20 protein-coding genes are annotated in these 20,846 nt (G+C 47.5%); 5 read left to right on the top strand and 15 right to left on the bottom strand.

The features are described from left to right. Window positions 1–18 precede the first annotated feature (18 nt). The 7 genes from BVG16_RS00640 to ppk1 all read right to left on the bottom strand — a co-directional run bounded on the left by BVG16_RS00640 (window position 19) and on the right by ppk1 (window position 7,941). Complete coding sequence (locus BVG16_RS00640; RefSeq protein WP_078496613.1) at window positions 19–1,020, bottom strand: CehA/McbA family metallohydrolase; 1,002 nt, start codon at window positions 1,018–1,020, stop codon at window positions 19–21. After that, a complete protein-coding gene (locus BVG16_RS00635; RefSeq protein ID WP_078496612.1) occupies window positions 1,001–1,483 on the bottom strand; it encodes a hypothetical protein in 483 nt (160 codons plus the stop codon). Before BVG16_RS00635 ends, BVG16_RS00640 begins: the two co-directional genes overlap by 20 nt. 28 nt (window positions 1,484–1,511) lie before the next feature. After that, entirely contained in the window at window positions 1,512–2,348 is an 837-nt protein-coding gene (locus BVG16_RS00630; RefSeq protein WP_078497238.1) for an ABC transporter permease, read from the bottom strand. Between the two features lie 53 nt (window positions 2,349–2,401). After that, window positions 2,402–3,586 (bottom strand): extracellular solute-binding protein, encoded by a 1,185-nt coding sequence (locus BVG16_RS00625; protein ID WP_078496610.1) that lies wholly within the window; start codon window positions 3,584–3,586, stop codon window positions 2,402–2,404. Window positions 3,587–3,613: 27 nt separating this feature from the next. Further along, on the bottom strand, window positions 3,614–4,654 hold the full coding sequence (locus tag BVG16_RS00620; protein WP_078496608.1) for an ABC transporter ATP-binding protein: 1,041 nt from the start codon (window positions 4,652–4,654) through the stop codon (window positions 3,614–3,616). A 15-nt stretch (window positions 4,655–4,669) separates the two neighbouring features. Continuing rightward, window positions 4,670–5,494: an ABC transporter permease gene (locus tag BVG16_RS00615; RefSeq protein WP_078496606.1), complete on the bottom strand. Its 825-nt coding sequence runs from the start codon at window positions 5,492–5,494 to the stop codon at window positions 4,670–4,672. A 362-nt stretch (window positions 5,495–5,856) separates the two neighbouring features. Further along, window positions 5,857–7,941 (bottom strand): polyphosphate kinase 1, encoded by a 2,085-nt coding sequence (ppk1, locus tag BVG16_RS00610; RefSeq protein ID WP_078496604.1) that lies wholly within the window; start codon window positions 7,939–7,941, stop codon window positions 5,857–5,859. A 200-nt stretch (window positions 7,942–8,141) separates the two neighbouring features. On the opposite strand from ppk1, the gene ytvI reads away from it, so the two are divergent. Beyond that, on the top strand, window positions 8,142–9,263 hold the full coding sequence (ytvI, locus tag BVG16_RS00605) for a sporulation integral membrane protein YtvI (protein ID WP_144027252.1): 1,122 nt from the start codon (window positions 8,142–8,144) through the stop codon (window positions 9,261–9,263). Here ytvI and BVG16_RS00600 read toward each other — a convergent pair. The 8 genes from BVG16_RS00600 to BVG16_RS00565 all read right to left on the bottom strand — a co-directional run bounded on the left by BVG16_RS00600 (window position 9,260) and on the right by BVG16_RS00565 (window position 18,191). Next, complete coding sequence (locus tag BVG16_RS00600; RefSeq protein ID WP_078496602.1) at window positions 9,260–9,655, bottom strand: FxsA family protein; 396 nt, start codon at window positions 9,653–9,655, stop codon at window positions 9,260–9,262. The two genes, ytvI and BVG16_RS00600, sit on opposite strands and share 4 nt — an antisense overlap. After that, on the bottom strand, window positions 9,645–10,139 hold the full coding sequence (locus tag BVG16_RS00595; RefSeq protein ID WP_144027251.1) for an acyl-CoA thioesterase: 495 nt from the start codon (window positions 10,137–10,139) through the stop codon (window positions 9,645–9,647). The genes BVG16_RS00600 and BVG16_RS00595 overlap by 11 nt, the downstream gene beginning before the upstream one ends. Window positions 10,140–10,226: 87 nt before the next feature. Further along, on the bottom strand, window positions 10,227–11,651 hold the full coding sequence (pyk, locus tag BVG16_RS00590) for a pyruvate kinase (protein ID WP_078496598.1): 1,425 nt from the start codon (window positions 11,649–11,651) through the stop codon (window positions 10,227–10,229). 121 nt (window positions 11,652–11,772) lie between these two features. Next, entirely contained in the window at window positions 11,773–12,738 is a 966-nt protein-coding gene (locus BVG16_RS00585; protein ID WP_078496596.1) for an acetyl-CoA carboxylase carboxyltransferase subunit alpha, read from the bottom strand. Continuing rightward, entirely contained in the window at window positions 12,728–13,633 is a 906-nt protein-coding gene (gene accD / locus BVG16_RS00580) for an acetyl-CoA carboxylase, carboxyltransferase subunit beta (RefSeq protein WP_078496594.1), read from the bottom strand. The genes BVG16_RS00585 and accD overlap by 11 nt, the downstream gene beginning before the upstream one ends. A 57-nt stretch (window positions 13,634–13,690) precedes the next feature. Continuing rightward, on the bottom strand, window positions 13,691–13,879 hold the full coding sequence (locus tag BVG16_RS00575) for a glutamate decarboxylase (protein ID WP_078496593.1): 189 nt from the start codon (window positions 13,877–13,879) through the stop codon (window positions 13,691–13,693). An 87-nt stretch (window positions 13,880–13,966) separates the two neighbouring features. Further along, window positions 13,967–14,470 (bottom strand): phosphatidylglycerophosphatase A family protein, encoded by a 504-nt coding sequence (locus tag BVG16_RS00570; RefSeq protein ID WP_078496591.1) that lies wholly within the window; start codon window positions 14,468–14,470, stop codon window positions 13,967–13,969. 106 nt (window positions 14,471–14,576) lie between these two features. Then, window positions 14,577–18,191 (bottom strand): DNA polymerase III subunit alpha, encoded by a 3,615-nt coding sequence (locus BVG16_RS00565; protein ID WP_078496589.1) that lies wholly within the window; start codon window positions 18,189–18,191, stop codon window positions 14,577–14,579. A 98-nt stretch (window positions 18,192–18,289) separates the two neighbouring features. On the opposite strand from BVG16_RS00565, the gene BVG16_RS00560 reads away from it, so the two are divergent. The 4 genes from BVG16_RS00560 to BVG16_RS00545 all read left to right on the top strand — a co-directional run bounded on the left by BVG16_RS00560 (window position 18,290) and on the right by BVG16_RS00545 (window position 20,456). Then, window positions 18,290–18,616 carry a YtrH family sporulation protein gene (locus BVG16_RS00560; protein ID WP_078496587.1) on the top strand — a complete coding sequence of 109 codons (327 nt, stop codon included), beginning with the start codon at window positions 18,290–18,292 and terminating at the stop codon, window positions 18,614–18,616. A gap of 63 nt (window positions 18,617–18,679) precedes the next feature. Continuing rightward, on the top strand, window positions 18,680–19,120 hold the full coding sequence (locus BVG16_RS00555) for a hypothetical protein (protein ID WP_144027250.1): 441 nt from the start codon (window positions 18,680–18,682) through the stop codon (window positions 19,118–19,120). Between the two features lie 52 nt (window positions 19,121–19,172). Then, on the top strand, window positions 19,173–19,478 hold the full coding sequence (locus BVG16_RS00550) for a YtpI family protein (protein WP_078496583.1): 306 nt from the start codon (window positions 19,173–19,175) through the stop codon (window positions 19,476–19,478). 30 nt (window positions 19,479–19,508) lie between these two features. Next, window positions 19,509–20,456, top strand: coding sequence for a metallophosphoesterase family protein (locus tag BVG16_RS00545; protein WP_078496581.1), 948 nt, complete (start codon window positions 19,509–19,511; stop codon window positions 20,454–20,456). Window positions 20,457–20,846: the final 390 nt, after the last annotated feature.

The following is a 20,846-nucleotide window of genomic DNA, read 5'->3' as shown; positions in this document are numbered from 1 at the left end:
AGATTTCGCCTTCCCAATTTAATCTTCAAAATAAATCGGATTCGTAAATGCAATCGTCGACAAAACGCCGCTAAGCATGCCATACAGGCGTACTCGGAGCCACAGCAGCTTTTCTGGACGAATCGAATGTTGGAACACGGTCGCACCATCGGCTAAGGCGCTGCGGCAACATTCGCCCAAATTGGATTCAACGATGACCGTCAGACCCTCTTCCTGCACCATTTGGCGGCGGCTTGCTATCGATGGATGATCAATACGAACCGTCAATTCAACGGTCTCGACGTTCGCGCAATCGGATCGACGAATCACATCACCTGTGTGGTAGCTTTGTCCGTCAGCCTGCAGTTCAATCGTCACAAGCGGACCCATACTTATGCATATTCGGCCAGTTCGGATCGCATCCACCGCTTGTTCTTTAGTCAAAGCGTCCGTATCACCCACGATTCCTAAATACGTGTATGCGGGCGGATCGCTCTCGTCATTCGAATGATGCCAGTCCCGGCCGGCCGTTCCCGCGATGCGATAGCCCTGATTCAATAGATTCGTCCATTGCTCGAATGCAGGTGCGTTATGGTTCCGCATCGGGGGCAAGGTTTCATGCCACACTTCCATATAGTCAACCTGGTTCCAGTCCTGAATTTCATATTCCCAGTGGCAGCCTGTACAGATGGGACTTCCCAAGCTGAATGGGTGAGCGATGCCCACCACGCCCCCCTGACGGTGCACGCGATCAATTCCTTTATGAATGTCCTTCGGCCCGAGATCCCGCCACTCGCAATACGGGACGCCGAGCGTCAGCATATGTCCGTAGAAGGTCGTCCATTCAAGCCCCGGAATAATCGCAACGCCTGTCTCTTCTGTTACCTGTGCCGCATCCGCCATCCCCGAAGTCGTATTATGATCGGTCAGTGCGATGCCCCGAAACCCAAGCTCCGCAGCCTTCCTACACATCTCCAGCAAGGTATGGATGCCGTCACTATGAGGGGTATGGGTGTGTAATTCAAATGGAAGCCACTTCATGATCTATCTCTCCTTCCCGGATATGCAGTTGGTAGCGGCACTCCGATGTTACAACACAGTGAACGCTAATCGTTACCCGCCACACACCTTCGTGAATCGGTCCAGCAAAAAATCCCGGCGAACTCTCGTGAGGCGATAGGACGTGGTGCTGATGGTTTGGGTGGCGGTGTGCCGACCCTCGAAACCCTTCGGGATCGTCGATGGACAGCGTTAGCAGGTTTTTCAACGGAGCGAATTTTTCCCATTGCTCCTTATATACGGCTTGTAAAGAGGGATCAACATACTTGTCTAACGCTTCTTCAATCAGCACGCGTGCCTGCTCTTTATCGTCCAATACTTTCGGACTGTAGCTAAAATCAATTCGAAGACTTTCCGCAGGTCCCGGAATGTTGAATTGATAAGTGATATGCGTTTTGGAGCTAAGCGGCGTTAAGGTTCCTTCCACGATTAACAGATCTTTCATACTTTCAATTCCGCCTTTCTTCTGGCTTCTATCTTTCTTCCTTCATCATGCTGCGGATATAGAAGTAACCGACTAAGGAACAGATCGCGAACATGAATACCGCGCAAGCGCTAGCGATGCCCGTCTCAAAATAGACTGAAAATTGCTGCTGCATGGCTACGCCAAGTACTTGCGGCGCATTCGGTCCAATCAGGAACGGAGCCGTAAAGCTTCCGATCACCCCCATCACGACAAACGTTGCCGCAACGAGCATGGATTTGAACGATAATGGAAGAATAATCCGAATGAAAATTTGAATTTTCCCCGCGCCCACATCCTTCGCACCTTCAATGGCCGAATTGGGGATGCTAGATAGTGCGGAGCTTAACAGCATCGTAGCGAACGGAATATTGAACCATAAATTCGCTAGCAACAGCCCTTTGTAATCATATATGATTCGCATAAATGGCTCATTCGTAAATAAAAGCATGATCCGGGCGAGCCATCCGTGATTGCCGTACATGTTAATCATGCCGTATGTGGCAATGACCGACGGAATGAACATTGGAATATAATATAGACGCTCAATCCACTTCGCCAGCCGGCCTGTGCTGAAGCGCAAAAATACGGCAAGCAGATAGGCAATGACCAGAACCATGATCGACGAGACCACCGTCAGGTGGATCGTATACTTGATACTGCTAGACATCGCCGGATCGGTGAACAAATATTTATAGTTATCCCACGTGAAGTTTCCATCGTTCCCTTTCAGACTTTCTTGTATCGATGTAAAGATCGGGACAACAATCATAAAAAGCAATAGGAAGAAAGAAGGCAGTACCATGACCAGTCCAAGCGCGGAGCGTCTTGCTCCGCGACTGAACATGGAAGGTTTCAGCGATTTCCCGGTAGGAAGCGATGGTGTTACACTTTGCCCGTTCATTGGCTTGCTACTTCGCTTTGCCAACGCTTATTGGCAATAGCCCCCAATTCTCCGATATTGAAGGAACGATAGTCAACGGATACATTATCGAACTTTTTCTTCAATTCTTCAGGCATATGCGTCCATTCAATACCAGGGAAACCATAAATTTGATTGACGACTTCTGCCTGCGCTTCAGGACTTAGCACGAAATTGATAAAGTCGTATGCAGCTTCTTTATGCTGGGACATCGTTGGCACCGCTAGAAGTCCAGGGCCGCCAGTGAATGCAGGCTCGATTTGAGCAAGCTTTGTTGTATCTGGCAGTAATTTTTTGTTCAATTGTTCTAGCGCCATGTCAGACCAAGCCGGAATCATATCGACTTCGCCGTTCGCGAGTAAATCCAGTGTACCTTGATTTTTTTTCGGATAAACCCCTTGCTGATACATGTCTTTGGACAATTCCTTCAACTTCGCGAAACCTGGATCCCATTGCTGTACAATACTCTCATCCTGACTATGAATAGCTTCTTCAGGGAGCGATTTGTACAATGTTGTCATCACGAACGATGAGCCAGAACCTCCTGTCGAAGGATCATTGTAAGCGAAGCGGCCCGGATGCTGATGAATCCAGTCATACAATTCATCCAATGTTTTCGGTGGCGCAGATACTTTGGCACTGTTATATGCGAGAAGGACCGATGATGAACGGTAAGGAACCGCTTTGTGGCCCACATCCTCCATATTCGCAGGATTCATCAAGCTAAGATTCGGAATCTGCTGCTCATTTAGTGCTTCGAATACACTATCCTTTTTGTCAGCAATCAAATCGGGTCCGCCGTTCGCTTCGTAAAGATCAACATCAACTGTATCTTTACCTGCTCGTTTCGCAGCTACGATACGATTCATCGTCGCTTGCTCCCCTTGTCCAGATGGAATATATACAAGCTTGACCTTCACTTTGTCCTGTTTCTTCTCGTACATTTCTTTTAGATGTCCCCACAACTCCTGAACATTCTGCGATCCACTAAAGTAGAAGGCGATTTCCGTCGAACCGTTACCCGTTGCAGATGCATCCTTTGAGGAAGCCGAGCCATCTCCATTTCCCGCATTCGACGAGCATCCTGCTAGAAGCGTAAAAGCTGCAAGTGATGTGAGAAGAAGCAATTTTCCTTTTTGTTTAAATCCGCTAATAATACGCATGGGTGAACCCTCCTAATAGTATGTTTGTTAAACGGATGACTGGGGATAGACAGCATGTTTGGCAAAAGTAAGCGACACGGATTGTCCGCTGGATAGCACAAGAGCTTCCTCACGCGGCAGAAACATACGGATAATGCCTGCTTCCGTGAGCAATGTTATTTCCGCATAATGCCCAAGCACCATCACTTGCTTCACCGTAGCTGCAAGCCCTGGGTTCGATGCGTCTTTCCATCTGACATCTTCCGGACGAACGGCAACGACGACTTTTCCGCTAATATCCGGCGATGCATGCAGCTCCCAATTCTGAATCTGGATGCTGCCATTCTCCGCGATTCCGTCCAGCATATTCATGCGCCCGATAAAATTCGCGACGAACAAGCTCTTCGGCGTATCATAGATTTGCTGCGGTGAATCGGACTGCTCAATATTGCCGCGGTTCATGACGATGATACGATCGGATAGCGACAATGCTTCTTCCTGATCATGCGTAACGAACATCATCGTCAACTTCGTGGACAATTGAATTTCCCGTAGTTCCTCTCGCAATTCGTTGCGCAGCTTGGCATCCAGCGCCGAGAAGGGCTCGTCCAGCAGTAGGACTGCCGGCTCCAATAACAGAGCACGCGCAACCGCGACACGCTGCTGTTGTCCGCCTGACAGCTCTGTAGGCCGCTTCTGTTCCGCGCCGGGTAAGCGAACGAGCTGAAGTGCCCGTTCAACCGCATCACGAATTTGCTCTTTCCGCATTTTGCGAATTTTCAGGCCGAAGGCTAGATTCTCGTATACTGTCATATGAGGCCATAGATTATAGCTTTGGAACACCATCGCGGTCGGGCGTTTCTCCGGGGGGAGATGGAGCACACTTTTGCCGGCAATTTGAATATCTCCTGAATCGGGTTCCAGAAAACCGCCGACCGAGCGAAGCACGGTTGTTTTGCCGCAGCCGGAAGGACCTAATAGTGTAACGAGTTCCCCTTGCTTGATATCAAGTGATATCCCGGTGACACCTTCGCCCGTCTTATAACGTTTCGTTAATTTCTGGATTGATAATTGTACTTGTGCAGTCATTCCTCTGCCTCCTTGCTATTTCATGGTGAAGCCGCTGGACATTACATCCGCGCTAACGAATCGGCGGGATACGAACAATAAAATAATGGTCGGCAGTGTCAACAAAATCGAGAAGACTGCCCCGGCCGTTGCCGGATAATCTTGAACAGCGCCGTACATGATAAGCGGCATCGTCTTGAAGTCAGGCATTCCGACCATGAAGGTTCCCTGCGCTTCATCCAGCGAAGAAAGGAACGTAAAGATCGAAGCGACAATGATGCCCGGCAGAGACATCGGCAGCGTCACGTTCCAGAACACGCGGAACGGCCCCGCTCCTGCATCCCTCGCCGCTTCTTCCTGCGCTTTGTGCACATTCTTGAAGGAAGCTGCGGGAATCCATGTCATATACATCAGCGTGTTAACCACATGAATCAGAACAACACCCATGAACGTATTCATCAGACCCACCTTGAAGAAAAGCACTGCAATCGCTACGTATAAGCCCATTTTTGGAAAAGCGTTCGTCAACAAGAACGAGAATAAGAACCACTTGCTGAGCGGAAATCGAATACGTGCAAAGGCATATGCCGCTGGGACACAGACCACAATGGAGAGCACCGTTACGACAATGGCGATCAGAAATGACAATCCAATCGACTTCAAAATCTCAGGCTGGGAAAGTACAAATTTCCACCAGGTAAAAGACCAGCTCTGCGGCAGCGCCGCTGGGAACTGCCATTTTCCTGAAAAAGCTAGCAACGCTAAATTTATCAACGGCCCCAGAAAAAAGAAGATAAATAACGCAAAAATGATAAACTCGATGATTTTTCTTTTTCCTAAACTTTTAAAATACCAACTCACCCGTATTCACCTCCACATTCATATTGGTATCGATACCAATTCTTACAAACCATCATTTTCTTCTTCAGCGAATTGTACAAGGAGTTAAAAATTGGTATCGATACCAATTTTGCAATCCAAAGATGTTATCTGTCATTCTCGCCTCCTTGCTTTGCTAGTACTCTTCTAGCTTAAATGGCGAATGTAAAATCTATTTGGTTGTTTTGTTAATTGCAGTTCGCTTTTTTTTATCGATTTTGTAAATGCACAGCAAAAAGGAGCCGCTTCAGAAGCCGACTCCTTTGGTACCAAATCCTCACAATATAACAAACTGTTTTAATTCCTGCTCGCTGTAAGTCTATCGGGGTATGGAGAGACTCCGATCATACTCGGACAGGCACAGCCTTCCATGCTTCGATATGCATCGCTTCGAACTGACTGCGGCAAGGTTGGTTTTCCTGTCTCACGCGCATGTATGTTCCATTCAATTGCAATTCCCTTGCCTTTGCATTGTCTCTTAACTTCAAATGAAGCATTTGAATCAATGATTTACAGAGCGCCTTATCGAACACGGGACACATCAGCTCGATCCGACGTGTCAAATTCCTTGTCATCCAATCTGCACTCGATAAATACACTTCTTCCTCTCCGCCGTTCTTAAAGTATATAATCCGTGAATGCTCCAAGAAACGATCTACGATGCTAATCACGCGAATGTTCTCACTCAAGCCAGGCACGCCAGGTCTCAAGCAACACACACCTCGCACGATAAGATCAATCCGAACGCCAATCTGTGAAGCAGCATAGAGCTGATCGATCATTTCTTGATTGGACAATGAATTAACTTGCGCGATAATATGCGCTTCTTTCCCTTCTGCAGCCCATTTCATTTCACGTTCAATCTTTGAAATCAGCTTGTCCTTCAATTCGGTTGGCGCAACGCCGAACGCCTGCCAATCATGCGGTGCGGAATACCCCGTCACCTCATTGAACAGAATCGACGCGTCTTCGCCGATCACTGGATTCGATGTGAACAGACCTGCATCTGTATAAAGCTTGGCTGTATTTTCGTTGTAATTGCCTGTCCCCACGTGGACATACCGACGCAGCATCGACTGTTCGCGCCTTACAACAAGCGTTATCTTCGCATGTGTCTTTAAGCCCACGAGTCCATATACGACGTGACAGCCTGCTTTCTCAAGCTGACGTGCCCATGCGATATTCCGCTCTTCGTCGAACCTTGCCTTCAGTTCCACGACGACGGTCACTTGCTTCCCGGATTCCGCAGCTCTCGCCAGCGCTTGAACAAGAACAGAGTTGCCTGAGACGCGGTATAACGTCATTTTGATCGCTAACACATCAGGGTCGTCAGCAGCTTGGCATATGAAATCATTCACTGCATCAAAAGATTCGTAGGGATGATACATAAGTACATCCTTCGTGCGCAGCACACTGAACAAATCATCTGCATCTGCTAGCTCTTCCGGATACACTGGATCCAGCTTAGGGAATCGCAGATGATCCACATTCTGCAGCGACACCGCGAACTTCATCAAGAAGCTTAAGTCAATAGGACCGTCAATCGTGAAGACATGCTCCATGATTTCGAATTCTTCCTGAAGCAGCTGAAGTGCATAGGGATGCATCCCCGATTCAATTTCAAGTCGGACAGGAACGCCCCAACGCCGTCGTCTTAGCTCTTTCTCGATCTCTTCCAGCAAATCTTCCGCGCCTTCTTCATTCAGCGTCAAATCCGCATTTCGAGTTGTTCGGAACCCATGCACCGCAACAGGGATATATCCGCTAAAGAGCATATCGATATGTACTTTAATCAAATCTTCTAACCGTATAAATTCCTGTTTCTTGCTGTTCATCCGGTTCGGAACTTGAATATACCTCGGAAGGATCGAAGGGACCTGTACGACGGCAAAGAATGGCTCTTGATCAGGTTCCTGCCATCCTTCCGCCCCCTCTAATCTCCGTTGCAGTACGACAGCTAGATACAGCTCATTCGTATGCACAAGCGGGAATGGACGGCTCTGATCGACGGCCATCGGCGTTAACACCGGAAAAACAATTTCATCAAAATAAACCTGCATAGCCTTCTGCTGCGTACTATTCAATTCGTCAAACGACGTAAATACTATGCCTTCTTTACTCAAACTCCGGATTAACTCGCGGTATGTCCGATATTGATCCGTCACCGCTTTGCTCGTTCGCTTCATTAATCTTTTCAGTAAACCCGAAGGGGTATACCCTGTAAAATCCTTCTTGTTATATCCCAGTCGAATCTGATCCAATATCCCTGCAACACGTACGCTCATGAATTCGTCCAAGTTACTCGATACGATCGATAGAAACTTCACCCGTTCCAGCAGCGGTGTCTCAGGATCTTGCGCCTCTTCTAACACACGGCGATTAAATTCCAACCAGCTCAGATCGCGGTTCACATATTTTGCAGATATCATCCGTGTCCGAATCCTTTCTGTACCAAGAGGCCATCCCCTTGTTCACTCTTGGTACCATTATCCAGCACGAATGTTTGGACAGTTATCATAATTTGTAAACGCAATGTAAACAGAAAAAACCAGTCGTGATTTCAGATGAACAAGCATAGGTATCAGTAGACGTGTCCAAATCGGAACGTAAGTTAAAGGAGTGATCTCCCTTGGATCCACTTATGATCAAAAAAATACTACGCGGCTGCTGGGTACTCCTCATATGTTTGATCATCATCTACGCGCTCTACTGGATAACACCTCTGATTTATCCGTTTATCCTGGCATGGCTCATTGCTTATTTCTTAAATCCCATTGTCAATCTCTTGCAGCATGGAGCCCGTATGCCCCGTTGGCTGGCCGTGACCCTATCCATCTTCGTGTTCGTAGGTGCCATGTTAACAGTCGTATCCGCTGTAATTACGCGCATCATTATTGAAATCTTCAACCTATCCCAAACCTTGGAAGGCAGTATTCATGACCTGAAAAATATGCTGATGAACCTTCTTGGAAATGAGAATTTGAATCGATTTGTGACCCAAATCAGTTCACTCTATCAGAATAACCGCAATGTACAAGACACGATTAATAACAACATGAATCATACGGCTCAGACCATTACAGATGCGCTCTCAAATTTCATTAGTATGCTATTAAACAGCGTGCTTATCATTCTCTCGTCCCTACCGAACATCGCTACAATCCTCATCGTCGTTCTGCTCGCTGTCTTCTTCATTAGTAAAGATTGGGTTGAATTAATTCAATGGGTCAAGCAATGGCTGCCTGTACATGTTCAGCAGCCGATCTCCCTTATTTGGGTCGACCTGCAAAAAGCATTATTTGGCTATTTACGTGCACAATTCATCGTAATCTCGTTAACGGCTGTCCTGGTGATTATTGGTCTATTAATCTTAGATGTGGAATATGCCATTACGATCGGCTTACTCATTGGAATATTAGATTTATTGCCTTATATGGGGGTAGGGATCGCGATGGTTCCATGGATCGCCTATTCGTTCATGAGTGGGGATCAAGCCCAAGGGATTGGACTTAGCATTCTGTACGGCATCATTCTGATTGCCCGCCAGATTATCGAACCGAAGGTACTCGCGACCAGCGTGGGACTTCAACCGCTTCCTACGTTAATCGCGATGTTCGTTGGATTGCAGCTCTTCGGCATTCTCGGGATGATTATCGGACCAGCAACCCTTGTATTGGCCTCAGCCATACAACGTGCCAATGTACTTCGAGATGTTTGGAATTATATCTTTCGAGGGGGACGGCATACTTAACGCCGATAAATGGTAAAACGTCCGTCCTTCATTTTCTTCATGATCCACATCAGGATCAGCGAGCGATACAAAGGCCGTGTTAACGGGAACGCTAGTGTAAAACCAATAATATCCGTAATAAAGCCCGGAATGATCAATAACCAACCGCCAATTAATATACAGATCCCGTCGATAAACGTTCGGCCCGGTACTTTGCCTTCTCTCATCTGCTGCTTCGCATCCTCAAGAACTTTCATCCCTTCAAAGCGAGCAACGGCAATCCCGAGCAAAGACGTAATGACAATCAGCAAGAGTGTATTCCAGCCGCCGATCCAGCTGCTGACGAGTGTAATGCCGAACACCTCAACCACGATGATGCCGAAAAAAATAAACATCATATTTCTAAGTAACATCGCTGTCCGTCCTTTCTGTAGCCTTCTCTAATAAGGCGAATAGCTCTGGCGTCTCCCTTGCCATGCGGACGGGCCGAAAATCACGGTTCACCCATACGTGATGCGTAGCGCCTGATACCAGCAATTTACCTGTTGGCTCTATCTTATCATTTGTGGTGTGGAGAGCCAAGCGCTCCTCTTCTGTCAACAGACGAACCTGGGATTCAAAATGTAATTTCAATGCGCTAAAATCAGCAATCCGCGTACAAATCGTCACCCTATCATCATAACGCGCCGGTGTATGAAATTGCGTATTTATTTCTGTTACAGGCAATAACAATCCATGCTGCTCAATCTCACGATAATCGATGCCTAACTCACGAATTAACTCCGTACGCCCAATTTCGAACCAATTCAAATAATTGGCATGGTAGACCACGCCCATTTGATCCGTCTCCTGATATCTTACCCGAATATGCGTATAAAACCAGCGACTATATCGCAATTGCAATCACCTCCGTTAGGTCTAGGTATGAGAAAAGAGCAATGGATGAACCCATTGCTCTTCGTAGTTCTCTATCTATATTGTATATTAACGCTTTTTCGCATACAAAACTTTGATCAAGTTCGTGGAACCAGAACGTCCAGCTGGAACGCCTGCTGTAAGCACGATCAAATCATCTTCTGCCACAAGACCGGAGTTGAATCCGCCTTGAATTGCGCTATCGAACATTTCGTCTGTAGAAGTAGCAACTTCACCTTTAACCGGGATAACACCCCAAGTTAAAGCGAGGCGGCGCATCACTTGCTCGTCCGGTGTTACAGCGATGATTGGAGCTTTCGGACGGTATTTAGATACCATACGTGCTGTATAACCAGTTTGTGTCGAGCTGATGATCGCTTTTGCATCCAAATCAAGCGCAGAGCTTGCAACAGCTTGGCTAATAGCTTCAGTTACGGAAGCTTTTTGTGCCAAACGTTGTTTGAAGAACAATTCACGATGTTGAAGTGCAGATTCTGCACGTTCAGCAATACGAGCCATTGTTAATACGGATTCTACTGGGTATTTACCAGCAGCTGTTTCGCCGGATAACATGATTGCATCCGTGCCATCGAAAATGGCGTTCGCCACGTCACTTGCTTCAGCGCGAGTTGGGCGCGGGTTGCGTTGCATGGAATCTAACATTTGAGTCGCCGTGATAACCGGTTTACCCAAACGGTTACATTTTTCGATCATTAATTTTTGTGCTAATGGAACTTCCTCAGCAGGAATTTCTACGCCCAAGTCACCACGAGCAACCATTAAGCCGTCGGATACTTCTAAAATTTCATCCAAATTGTCGACACCTTGTTGGTTCTCGATTTTGGAGATAATTTGAATGTGTCCTGCATTGTGTTGATCTAACAATTGACGGATTTCTAAAACGTCGCTAGCTTTACGCACAAAAGATGCCGCGATGAAATCGACGCCTTGTTCGATACCGAAACGGATATCATTCGCATCTTTTTCAGTAATTCCCGGCAAAGAAATTTTCACGCCTGGTACGTTAACGCCTTTCTTGCTCTTGATCGTACCGCCGTTAACAATCTTACATTTAATTTCAGTTCCTTGAACTTCAACTACCGTTAGACCAATAAGGCCGTCATCGATCAAAATCGTAGAACCGACTTCAACGTCTTGAGGCAATTGATCATATGTAACTGAAATACGATCTTTATCTCCAAGAATTTCTTCCGTAGTTAATGTGATGAATTCATCCTGTACCAATTCAATCGGCTCAACAGCCAATTTACCTGTACGGATTTCAGGACCTTTCGTATCAAGCAGAATTGCAACTGTTTTGTTCAATTCTTGACATGCTTGGCGAATCGTCTTGATACGGTTACCATGCTCATCAAAGTCACCGTGGGAAAAATTTAAGCGTGCTACATTCATTCCAGCTTGAATCAATTTCTTTGTATTTTCCAATGATTCGCTGGAAGGGCCGATCGTACATACAATTTTTGTTTTGCGCATTATGGTTTCCTCCATTTTAGAACTTCTCTTCACAACAAATAAATTTACAACAAAATTGAAGTTTTGTACATGAGAATTGTCATACGAACAATTTCAGTCTCTCCATCTAGCGCGAAAGATATCATAAATTCTCTTCAAATGTAAACTTACCAATTTTCCGGAATTTATGATAACGATCCTCGCGCAATTGCTCGGGACTTAACTCTTTTAACTCTTCCAAGTGCTTTTGTAAGGCTGCTTTGATCAAGTCCGCTTGCATTGTTAAATCCTTGTGTGCTCCTCCGCGCGGCTCGGGAATAATCTCTTCAATGATCTCCATGCCTAGCAAATCATCTGCTGTAATTTTCATAGCTTCTGCGGCCTGATCGGCCTTGCTTGCATCTTTCCAAAGAATCGATGCTGCACCATTCGGTGAAATCACGGAGTAGATCGCATTTTCTAGCATCAAGACGCGATTGCCCACGCCTAATCCTAACGCACCGCCACTTCCGCCTTCCCCGATAACCACACAAATGATCGGTACGTTAAACAGCATCATATCCCGTAAATTACGTGCGATCGCTTCCGATTGTCCGCGTTCTTCCGCTGTATTTCCGGGATAAGCACCTTTCGTATCGATGAATGTAATAATAGGGCGCTTGAACTTGTCCGCTTGCTGCATAAGCCGAAGCGCTTTACGGAATCCTTCAGGATGAGGACTACCGAAAAAGCGCGCGATATTATCTTTCATATCTTTACCGCGCTGATGTCCAACTACCGTGACTGGGACACCGTTCAATTTGGCAAGACCCCCAACAATCGCCATGTCATCTCCGTATAACCGATCGCCGTGGAGCTCCATGAAGTCGGTAAAAATCGCTTGAATGAAATCAAGCGATGTCGGGCGTTGTTGATGACGAGCAAGATGCATTTTTTGTGAAGGAGAAATACTCGTGTAGACTTCTTCTTCCAATCTGGTATAGCGCTCTTCGAGGCGCGCAATTTCATCGGTAAAATCGATGCCTTTTTCCGAGCCAAATTGCTTCAGCTCATCAATTTTTTTGCGCATTTCGACGAGAGCCGTTTCAAAAGGCAATTCATTCGCCATGAGAAACATCCTCCTTCACCGTATGAAAATCTAGCAGCTTCGTTAACGTTGCCCGCATGTCCTTACGATGGACAACCAAGTCCAATTGACCATGCTTCAAGTTAAATTCGGACGTCTGGAAATTATCCGGCAGCTTCTGACGAATCGTCTGTTCAATAACGATACGACCCGCGAACCCTGTACTCGCGCCTGGCTCGGCCAAAATAACGTCGCCAAGCATCGCAAAACTCGCCGAAACGCCGCCAAACGTTGGATCCGTGTTAACAGAAATGTAAAAACCACCTGCTTCGTTAAACTTGGCAAGCGCTGCACTCGTCTTCGCCATTTGCATCAAACTCAGGATTCCTTCTTGCATCCGAGCTCCGCCTGATGTTGAAAAAATAATCAGCGGATATTTCTTCTGCATCGCAGTCTCAATGGCACGCGTGACCTTCTCGCCCACCACGCTGCCCATACTGCCGCTGAAGAAATCAAAGCTCATAACGGCAAGGACGACCGGATAACCTCCGATCGTTCCCTCACCCGTAATTACAGCATCCAGAAGACCAGAGTTGGACTTCTGTTGTTCCAGCTTGGACGTATAACCTGCGAAGGCTAATGGATCCTCTGAAATCATATTGGCATCATATTCAAAGAAACGGCCTTCATCCACTGTTAGATGAATGCGGTCCATTGCGTTCAAACGCATATGGTATCCGCAGCCAGAGCACACCATCAAATTTTTCTCAAGTTCCTTGCTAAAATGAATCGTGCCGCATTTCGAGCACTTATTCATGAGCCCTTCCGGAATTTCCCGTTTTGGGCGCTCCCCTTCTTCGACAGAACCGGTACGCGCCGCACGTTCGGAAGGAATGGTAGCGTATTTTCTTTTTTTACCGAATAAGTCTTTTAACACAACCACACCTCACAAGAGCTTAATTTTTTCTCAAGTTCTGCTTCAAATTACGATATATTACGGATGTAAAATCGAATTAAGTACTTCTTGTACCTCTTCCAGCTCTCCGGAAGGCACTAAAATTTCAAACTGTTGCTTCGATAGATTAATAGGGCGAACCTGCACCAAAAAACCTTCTTCGGACAGTTTAGACTTAAGTCTGTCAGCAATTTTCTCTGTAGGAGCAATATAAATAACCGTCCACATTCGCTTTTGTCCTCCTCAACCACACAAATTGGCCCAATTAATGCAATAATGATAACATAACTCCCAATTTAACATCAAGGAAACGATTTATTTGGAGGCCGGCGGATGTAAGGGATATAAGATCGCTTTAGGGTCTGCATGCGCAATTCGAGCAGATGCCGCCGCTGCAAGCCCAGCCACAAGATCATCCAGAAAAACGTGGATATGCTTCCCTTTTTGGTTCAATTGATGAATGATGCCTATCTTTTCTTTGTCCAAATAACCGAAGCTTGTCAACCCGATCATTCCGTATACATTCGTAATTCCTAAAGCTAACGTTTCGTCTACGCCATATAGCGACTCGTCCGCTTCCATAATCGCCTGCAGCGGCTGTGGAAGCTTCTTTTGTTCCGCTAACTCATCCAAAGCTATGCCCGTATATAATGTATATTGGACTTCCCTTTTCCGCAACACGGCCATCACGCTTTCCTCGCAAAGTTCGAGGGTTAGGCTGGCATTATAGGGGATTTGCAGCTTATACACAATTTCTGCAATGGAATGAATGGTGACCCCGCGACGATCCAGCATTTCTACGACGATTTCATATGACATAAGATCTCCACCTGTCCTTTGAATGTACCTAAATGTATGCGGAGCGAGGTGGAAATGTTCGTAGATGAGAAAAAATTTATTTTTTAAACATTAGATACTGCAAGCATTATTTAACCTTCATGGTCTCAGGCCCGAGCAGCGCTTCAACTTGTCGGAACAACACCGGCGAAGGCTTGATGTTGAAGCCTTCGCTCAGCGCGATCGCTTTCTGCTCGCGCTCGTAGAAGAGGACCGTCTGCATCGGTCCGCCATGCTCTTGGAGCAGCGATTTGAGCTGCTCCAGCACCAGCGCCGTCTCGCGATCGGCGCTGATCTTGATGTACACGCGCTGCCCGGCACGCGTGTTCCGCACTGCAGCGCCGCCCGCCGCCGGTCGAGGCGGCGGTGCTGCGCTAGGCGCCTGCGCAGCGCCTGCCGAGGCGCCCGCGCGTGGCGTGGTGCTGCCTCCTGCCGTACGGGCAGGAGGCTCGCGCCGTGGCTGCGGCTGCGGCTTGCGCCGCCGCAGCAGGGCTTGGACCGCGCCGGCTTCCAGCGGCGCGATGTCGTCTGCGAGCAGCTTGAAGTCTTCGTCTTGCTGCTGCAGCTTCGCGCGTACCACGAGCAGCGCGCCCTTCTCGACAAATGCGTTATAACGTTCCCATGTCTTCGGAAACAGCACGACCTCGGTACGGTCTACTCGATCCTCCAGCTCCATGAAGCCCATCATTTGCCCTTTCTTCGTCGAGATAGGTTTGACGGAGACGACCATGCCCGCCACCGTCACTTCACTCTCATCCGGCGCTTCCGTCAAATCGACGAACCGGTCCAGCTCCAGGGAAGAGAGCAATTCTTCCTGATCATCCAACGGATGCCCCGAAATATATAATCCTAATAGTTCTCGCTCAAATTCCAGTTGCTGTGTTGTGGTATAAGGTCGAATATCTGGATATTCAATCGACCAATTGTTGACTTCGACAAATCCGAACAATTGAATCTGCAAATCCTCGCGTTCTTTACGCCACTTTACAGCTGCTTCTACCGTCTCATCCAACATCGCAATCAACTGTGCACGATGGCCTGGGAGCGAATCTAAGGCCCCTCCTTGGATCAAGGACTCCAGAACTCGCTTATTGCATACCCGAAGGTCTACACGCCGGCAGAAGTCCAGCAGGCTGTCGTAAGGACGTTCCTCCCGCACCTTCATAATGCTCTCGATCGCTTGCGTACCGACATTTTTCATCGCAGCAAGCCCGAAACGAATGGCGCGCATACCATCATCTTTGACAACCGGCGTGAATAATACACCGCTCTCATTCACATCCGGCGGCAGCACCTCAATGCCCATCCGGCGGCTGGCATCAACATATTCCGCCACTTTGCGATGATTGCCCATGACGGAGGCTAACATGGAAGACATAAATTGAACCGGATAGTGCGCCTTCAAATAGGCCGTCTGAAAAGCTAACACTCCGTAAGCTGCAGCATGCGCGCGCGGAAAACCGTAATCCGCGAACCGAACGATCATATCATACACATGGTTGGCTTCCTCTGGCGAGAACCCTTGGCCAACGCTGCCGTTCACGAAATGTTCGCGCTCTTCGTCGAGCACTTCCCGCTTCTTCTTCGAAACTGCGCGTCGCAACAGGTCTGCTTCACCAAGCGAAAAGCCAGCCATTTGCGATGCGATCTGCATAATTTGCTCTTGATAGACGATAATGCCGTACGTATCTTCCAGGATCGGAATCAAGGTTGGATGCGGATATTCGGCTTCAATCTCGCCATGCTTCACTTGAATGTACTTCGGAATAAAATCCATCGGACCGGGACGATATAAAGCCACAACCGAGACAATATCCTCGAATACTGAAGGTTTAAGATCCTTCAAAACACGTCGCACCCCTGAAGACTCGAGCTGAAATACCCCGGTTGTATTGCCATGGCTCAGCATCTCATACGTTAATGGATCGTCATCAGAGATCTGATGGAAATCGATCGATAAGCCGTGCTGTTCCTCCACCCAGGCTAACGTACGTTCAATAATCGATAGCGTGCGCAAGCCGAGAAAGTCCATTTTGAGCAGGCCGATCGCTTCTAAATTCTCCATCGAATACTGCGTCAGTGCTGTGGATTCCGAGCCTTCCTGCAATGGGACATAATGGGTTAGCGGTTCTTGAGAAATCACGACACCCGCCGCATGCGTGGAAGCATGACGCGGCATCCCTTCCACCTTCATCGCCATATGAATTAATTCCATCACGCGTTCATTGCGCTCCTGAAGCGCTGCCAGATCCGGATTCAAGCGCAAGGCTTCTTCAATCGTAATGCCGAGCTGATTCGGAATCATCTTCGCTACGCGATCCACTTCCCCAAACGGTACATTCAACACGCGGCCTACGTCACGAACAGCGGCTCGAGCCGCCATCGTACCGAACGTAATGATCTGAGCGACATGCTCCATCCCGTATTTTTGGACCACATAGGCAATCACTTCATCCCTGCGGACATCACTAAAGTCAATATCGATATCGGGCATCGTGACCCGAGCTGGATTCAAGAAACGCTCGAACAATAGCTTATATTTGATCGGATCCACATCCGTAATGTTCAATACGTAGGCGACCAAGCTCCCTGCGGAAGATCCCCGACCTGGGCCCGTAGCAATTCCGTGCTCGTGAGCAAATCGAATAAAATCCCATACGATCAGAAAATAATCCGAATACCCCATACGATCAATCACGCCTAATTCATACTGGAGGCGCTGTTCCACGTTCTCTTGATATGCTGGACTCTCCCAATCGGGCAGCGATGCATATCTTCGATTCAACCCTTCACGGCACAATACGGCCAAATATTCCGGTGACGTAAGCCCCTCGGGAATAGGCTGGAAAGCTGGGAGAATGGATCGACCGAATTCCAGTCGAAAATCGGCGCATTTGGCCGCAATCAACTCCGTATTCGAGAGTGCTTCCGGGACATAAGGGAACAGCTTCGCCATCTCTTCTGCACTTTTTAAATACAATTGATCTGTCGCGATTCGCAATCGGTCTTCTGCATCCACGGTTTTCCCGGTACCAATACAAATCAGCACATCCTGCATCGAAGCGTCCTCGGGAACGACATAGTGCACATCATTCGTTACAACAAGCGGGATTCCCGTCTCCTGACTCAGCTCAATCAACATCGGGTTCACACGCTTCTGTTCCGCAATCCCGTGGTCTTGCAATTCCAAATAAAAATCTTCGCCAAAAATTTGCTTATATCGCAAAGCCGAAGCCTTCGCTTCCTCCACACGTCCATGCAGCAGATGCTGCGGGATTTCTCCCCCGAGACACGCGCTTAAGCAAATGATTCCTTCGGCATACTTCGCTAACGCTTCCAAATCGATCCGCGGTTTATAATGAAATCCTTCCAAATGACCGAGCGAGCAGAGCTTCATCAAGTTCTGATAACCCTGTTGATTCTTCGCAAGCAAGATCAAATGGTAGGTTGGATTCTCTTGACGGGATCCTTTCTCTTGCATCGAACTCGTCGTCAAGTAAGCTTCACAGCCGATGATCGGCTGGATGCCACGTGCGATGCACGCTTTATAGAAGGGGACAACCCCATACATCACGCCATGGTCTGTTAGCGCCAGCGATTTCATACCGTGCTGTACAGCGGTTTCAACTAACGCTTCGATCCTTGCGGCGCCGTCGAGCAAGCTGTATTCGCTATGAACATGTAAATGTACAAATCCGCTCATCGTCTGTCCTCACTTCCTAGTCTATTCTATGGACAACTCCCATAGATTTAATTATACACGATTCTCGGTCAATAACGGAGAGGAAAGGGGTTATTCCCATGGAAACATTCGCTTCCAAAGCATTGCTGGATTTCTTTATTGCTTTTGGCGTCGTATTAGGAGGGGCCATGCTCGGAGGCATCGGTGCCGTCATTGCGCTTCAACCTCCGACGCTCACGATGCTCCATGTCGCCAAATCTTTGAAAATATGGGCGCTTGCCGCAGCCGTTGGAGGAACCATTGACCCTTTACGCGTCATCGAGAGCAACTTTTTCGCTGGGGACTTGAATCCTGCGATTAAGCAAATTCTCTATATTTTATGCGCCTTTTGTGGGGCTCATACGGCTACGGAGCTTGTCGCTTGGATTTGTAGAGAGCGAGGCTAACATTGTATGCGAGTCCCTCCTTTTCATCGCTATAGCTCATTCCTCCGCTCCGGGGCAATCTTCTTGTGCGGCATGATTGTCGGCGCCGCCGTATATAATTCGATTTTCCATTTCCAAGTCAATCAATTAACGACCATTCGGAGTGAACTCCTTACCCAGATCGGTCAACAAGAAGAAGAAATCAAGAGTCTAAGCAAGTACAAAAATAAACAGACGATTATTCGAACCTTGCAATTATTTATTCTGGACGATCCCGATACACCTATTGACACTCATAGTGAAAATGAGCTTAAGAGAAAAATCAAAACCGATCTCGACGGCTTAATCGGTAGAGATATCTATAAAATCAATTCGGACGCCATCCTTACCCAGAAACTATTAAAAAACAAAACCTATCAAGATTCCCGCGGCCAAGAATACAACGTGCAAATCCGCACCATGCTGGCAAATGACGGCATATTACAAATTTGGATTGATGCCAAAGCAAAGACTGACCGTCCTTAAGGAAATATGTTACAATAGATGAAGCATTTATCGAAAAGGGGCTGCTTCTCACATGATGGGTACCATACTCACTGTACTCTATGTTTTACTAGCCATCGCGCTCATCTCATCGGTGTTTCATAGTGCAAAATCTCACCGGGCGAAGGATACGCGGCAACGCGGAATTTACGCGGCGCGCATGAATATCAGTCTAGGTTCCTTACTAATTCTGCTTGCTGTCATCCAGCTATTCGTGTTCAGCGGTTCCTCCATTCGCGTCGTTGTGGGGGCGCTATTCTTGCTGCTCGGCTGCTTTAACTTGTACGCCGGGTTCCGAAATTATAGTTATTTCAGTAAAATGGGACAAAAAAACGCCTAAATCAGGCGCATAGGATGAGGAGAGGATATCATGAGCATACTCAAGTTTCGCGAAGATGGTACGTTTAAAATCGTGCAATTTACCGATGTTCACATGAAATCTGGCGGGGAAAAGGATGAGTCAACTTTAGCGCTTATGGGAAAAATTCTGGATGCGGAACAACCCGATTTGGTCTTCTTCACGGGCGATGTGATCGAGGAATCTTCCTGCGATGATCCGCTGTACCGCTTTGATCTGGCTGTCTCGCTTGTCGACAATCGCCAGATTCCTTGGTCTGTCGTGTTCGGCAATCATGATACGGAAGGGACGCTTCCCCGCGCCGAATTGATGGACAAGGCTCTATCCTATTCGCATTCGCTTGCACAAGCGGGTCCTACGGATATGAACGGGGTCGGAAACTACGCGCTCGAAGTCATAGGTCGTACAGGTCAGCCTTCCGCCTTATTGTATGCGCTTGATTCCGGGAATCGATCAACCATCTCTCATGTCCCAGGCTACGGTTGGATTGCTAGAGACCAAATCCAATGGTATGAAACACAGTCGGCTGCTTATACATCACAGAATGGCGGTATTCCTCTACCCGCACTCGCTTTCTTCCATATCCCACTACCGGAATATCATCTTGTATGGGAACAAGAACTTTGCTATGGGCACAAATACGAAGATGTGTGCTGTCCGCGGATCAACACCGGGTTATTCGCAGCACTGGTAGAACAAGGAGATGTGATGGGAACGTTCGCGGGTCATGACCATCTCAATGATTACTGGGGGACCTTACACGGCATCCGACTCTGCTATGGCCGAGCTACCGGGTATAACACGTACGGTCGGGATGACTTCCCTCGCGGCGCCCGGGTGATTCAGCTGCAAGAAGGCGAGCGGCAATTCGACTCGTGGTTGCGTCTTGCGGACGGATCTGTTGTCCATGAACAACCCGAACATGATCCATCTGCAATAAAAGAGACTCTAGCTCTGTAAAATTTATGACAAGTGAATGTTGATTCTTTACGAAATAACCTGATCCCTGTATTTTGGGCGGCAGGTTATTTTTTTGTATTGCATTTGTTAAGTGTGAAAAACCGTCAGGGGGGCACCCGACGGTCCTTTATTGTGTGAACCTATACGTTGGTGGATAGGAGAGATGGATTGGTGTTTCAGTTTCAGCTGTCGTAGAAACGAAATCTTGACAAATTAAATAAGCTCTTTGTCTATAACGGACACAAGAGACCTTATTGTCTGCTATGCTCATTGATTAGACGTTTTTCGGACCTAGATGCCCTTATTCCATTCGAATCATGAGTATATAGCTTATGTTTAGCATGATAAGAGCTGCTGTGTCCTTTCACCCTGCATTTTGAGTGCTTTTGG

This window comes from Paenibacillus selenitireducens, from assembly GCF_002021565.1.
Classification (GTDB): domain Bacteria; phylum Bacillota; class Bacilli; order Paenibacillales; family Paenibacillaceae; genus Paenibacillus_K; species Paenibacillus_K selenitireducens.
The sequence above is the reverse complement of the archived record's forward strand: the minus strand, read 5'-3'. Positions and strand labels throughout refer to the sequence as shown.

What these genes read in the sequence shown, in the direction of transcription:
- BVG16_RS00640 (WP_078496613.1), bottom strand. Translation starts at nt 1,020, where the DNA reads ATGAAGTGGCTTCCATTTGAATTACACACCCATACCCCTCATAGTGAC.
- BVG16_RS00635 (WP_078496612.1), bottom strand. Translation starts at nt 1,483, where the DNA reads ATGAAAGATCTGTTAATCGTGGAAGGAACCTTAACGCCGCTTAGCTCC.
- BVG16_RS00630 (WP_078497238.1), bottom strand. Translation starts at nt 2,348, where the DNA reads ATGTTCAGTCGCGGAGCAAGACGCTCCGCGCTTGGACTGGTCATGGTA.
- BVG16_RS00625 (WP_078496610.1), bottom strand. Translation starts at nt 3,586, where the DNA reads ATGCGTATTATTAGCGGATTTAAACAAAAAGGAAAATTGCTTCTTCTC.
- BVG16_RS00620 (WP_078496608.1), bottom strand. Translation starts at nt 4,654, where the DNA reads ATGACTGCACAAGTACAATTATCAATCCAGAAATTAACGAAACGTTAT.
- ppk1 (WP_078496604.1), bottom strand. Translation starts at nt 7,941, where the DNA reads ATGATATCTGCAAAATATGTGAACCGCGATCTGAGCTGGTTGGAATTT.
- BVG16_RS00600 (WP_078496602.1), bottom strand. Translation starts at nt 9,655, where the DNA reads ATGTTACTTAGAAATATGATGTTTATTTTTTTCGGCATCATCGTGGTT.
- pyk (WP_078496598.1), bottom strand. Translation starts at nt 11,651, where the DNA reads ATGCGCAAAACAAAAATTGTATGTACGATCGGCCCTTCCAGCGAATCA.
- BVG16_RS00585 (WP_078496596.1), bottom strand. Translation starts at nt 12,738, where the DNA reads ATGGCGAATGAATTGCCTTTTGAAACGGCTCTCGTCGAAATGCGCAAA.
- BVG16_RS00575 (WP_078496593.1), bottom strand. Translation starts at nt 13,879, where the DNA reads ATGTGGACGGTTATTTATATTGCTCCTACAGAGAAAATTGCTGACAGA.
- BVG16_RS00570 (WP_078496591.1), bottom strand. Translation starts at nt 14,470, where the DNA reads ATGTCATATGAAATCGTCGTAGAAATGCTGGATCGTCGCGGGGTCACC.
- BVG16_RS00565 (WP_078496589.1), bottom strand. Translation starts at nt 18,191, where the DNA reads ATGAGCGGATTTGTACATTTACATGTTCATAGCGAATACAGCTTGCTC.
- BVG16_RS00560 (WP_078496587.1), top strand. Translation starts at nt 18,290, where the DNA reads ATGGAAACATTCGCTTCCAAAGCATTGCTGGATTTCTTTATTGCTTTT.
- BVG16_RS00550 (WP_078496583.1), top strand. Translation starts at nt 19,173, where the DNA reads ATGATGGGTACCATACTCACTGTACTCTATGTTTTACTAGCCATCGCG.
- BVG16_RS00545 (WP_078496581.1), top strand. Translation starts at nt 19,509, where the DNA reads ATGAGCATACTCAAGTTTCGCGAAGATGGTACGTTTAAAATCGTGCAA.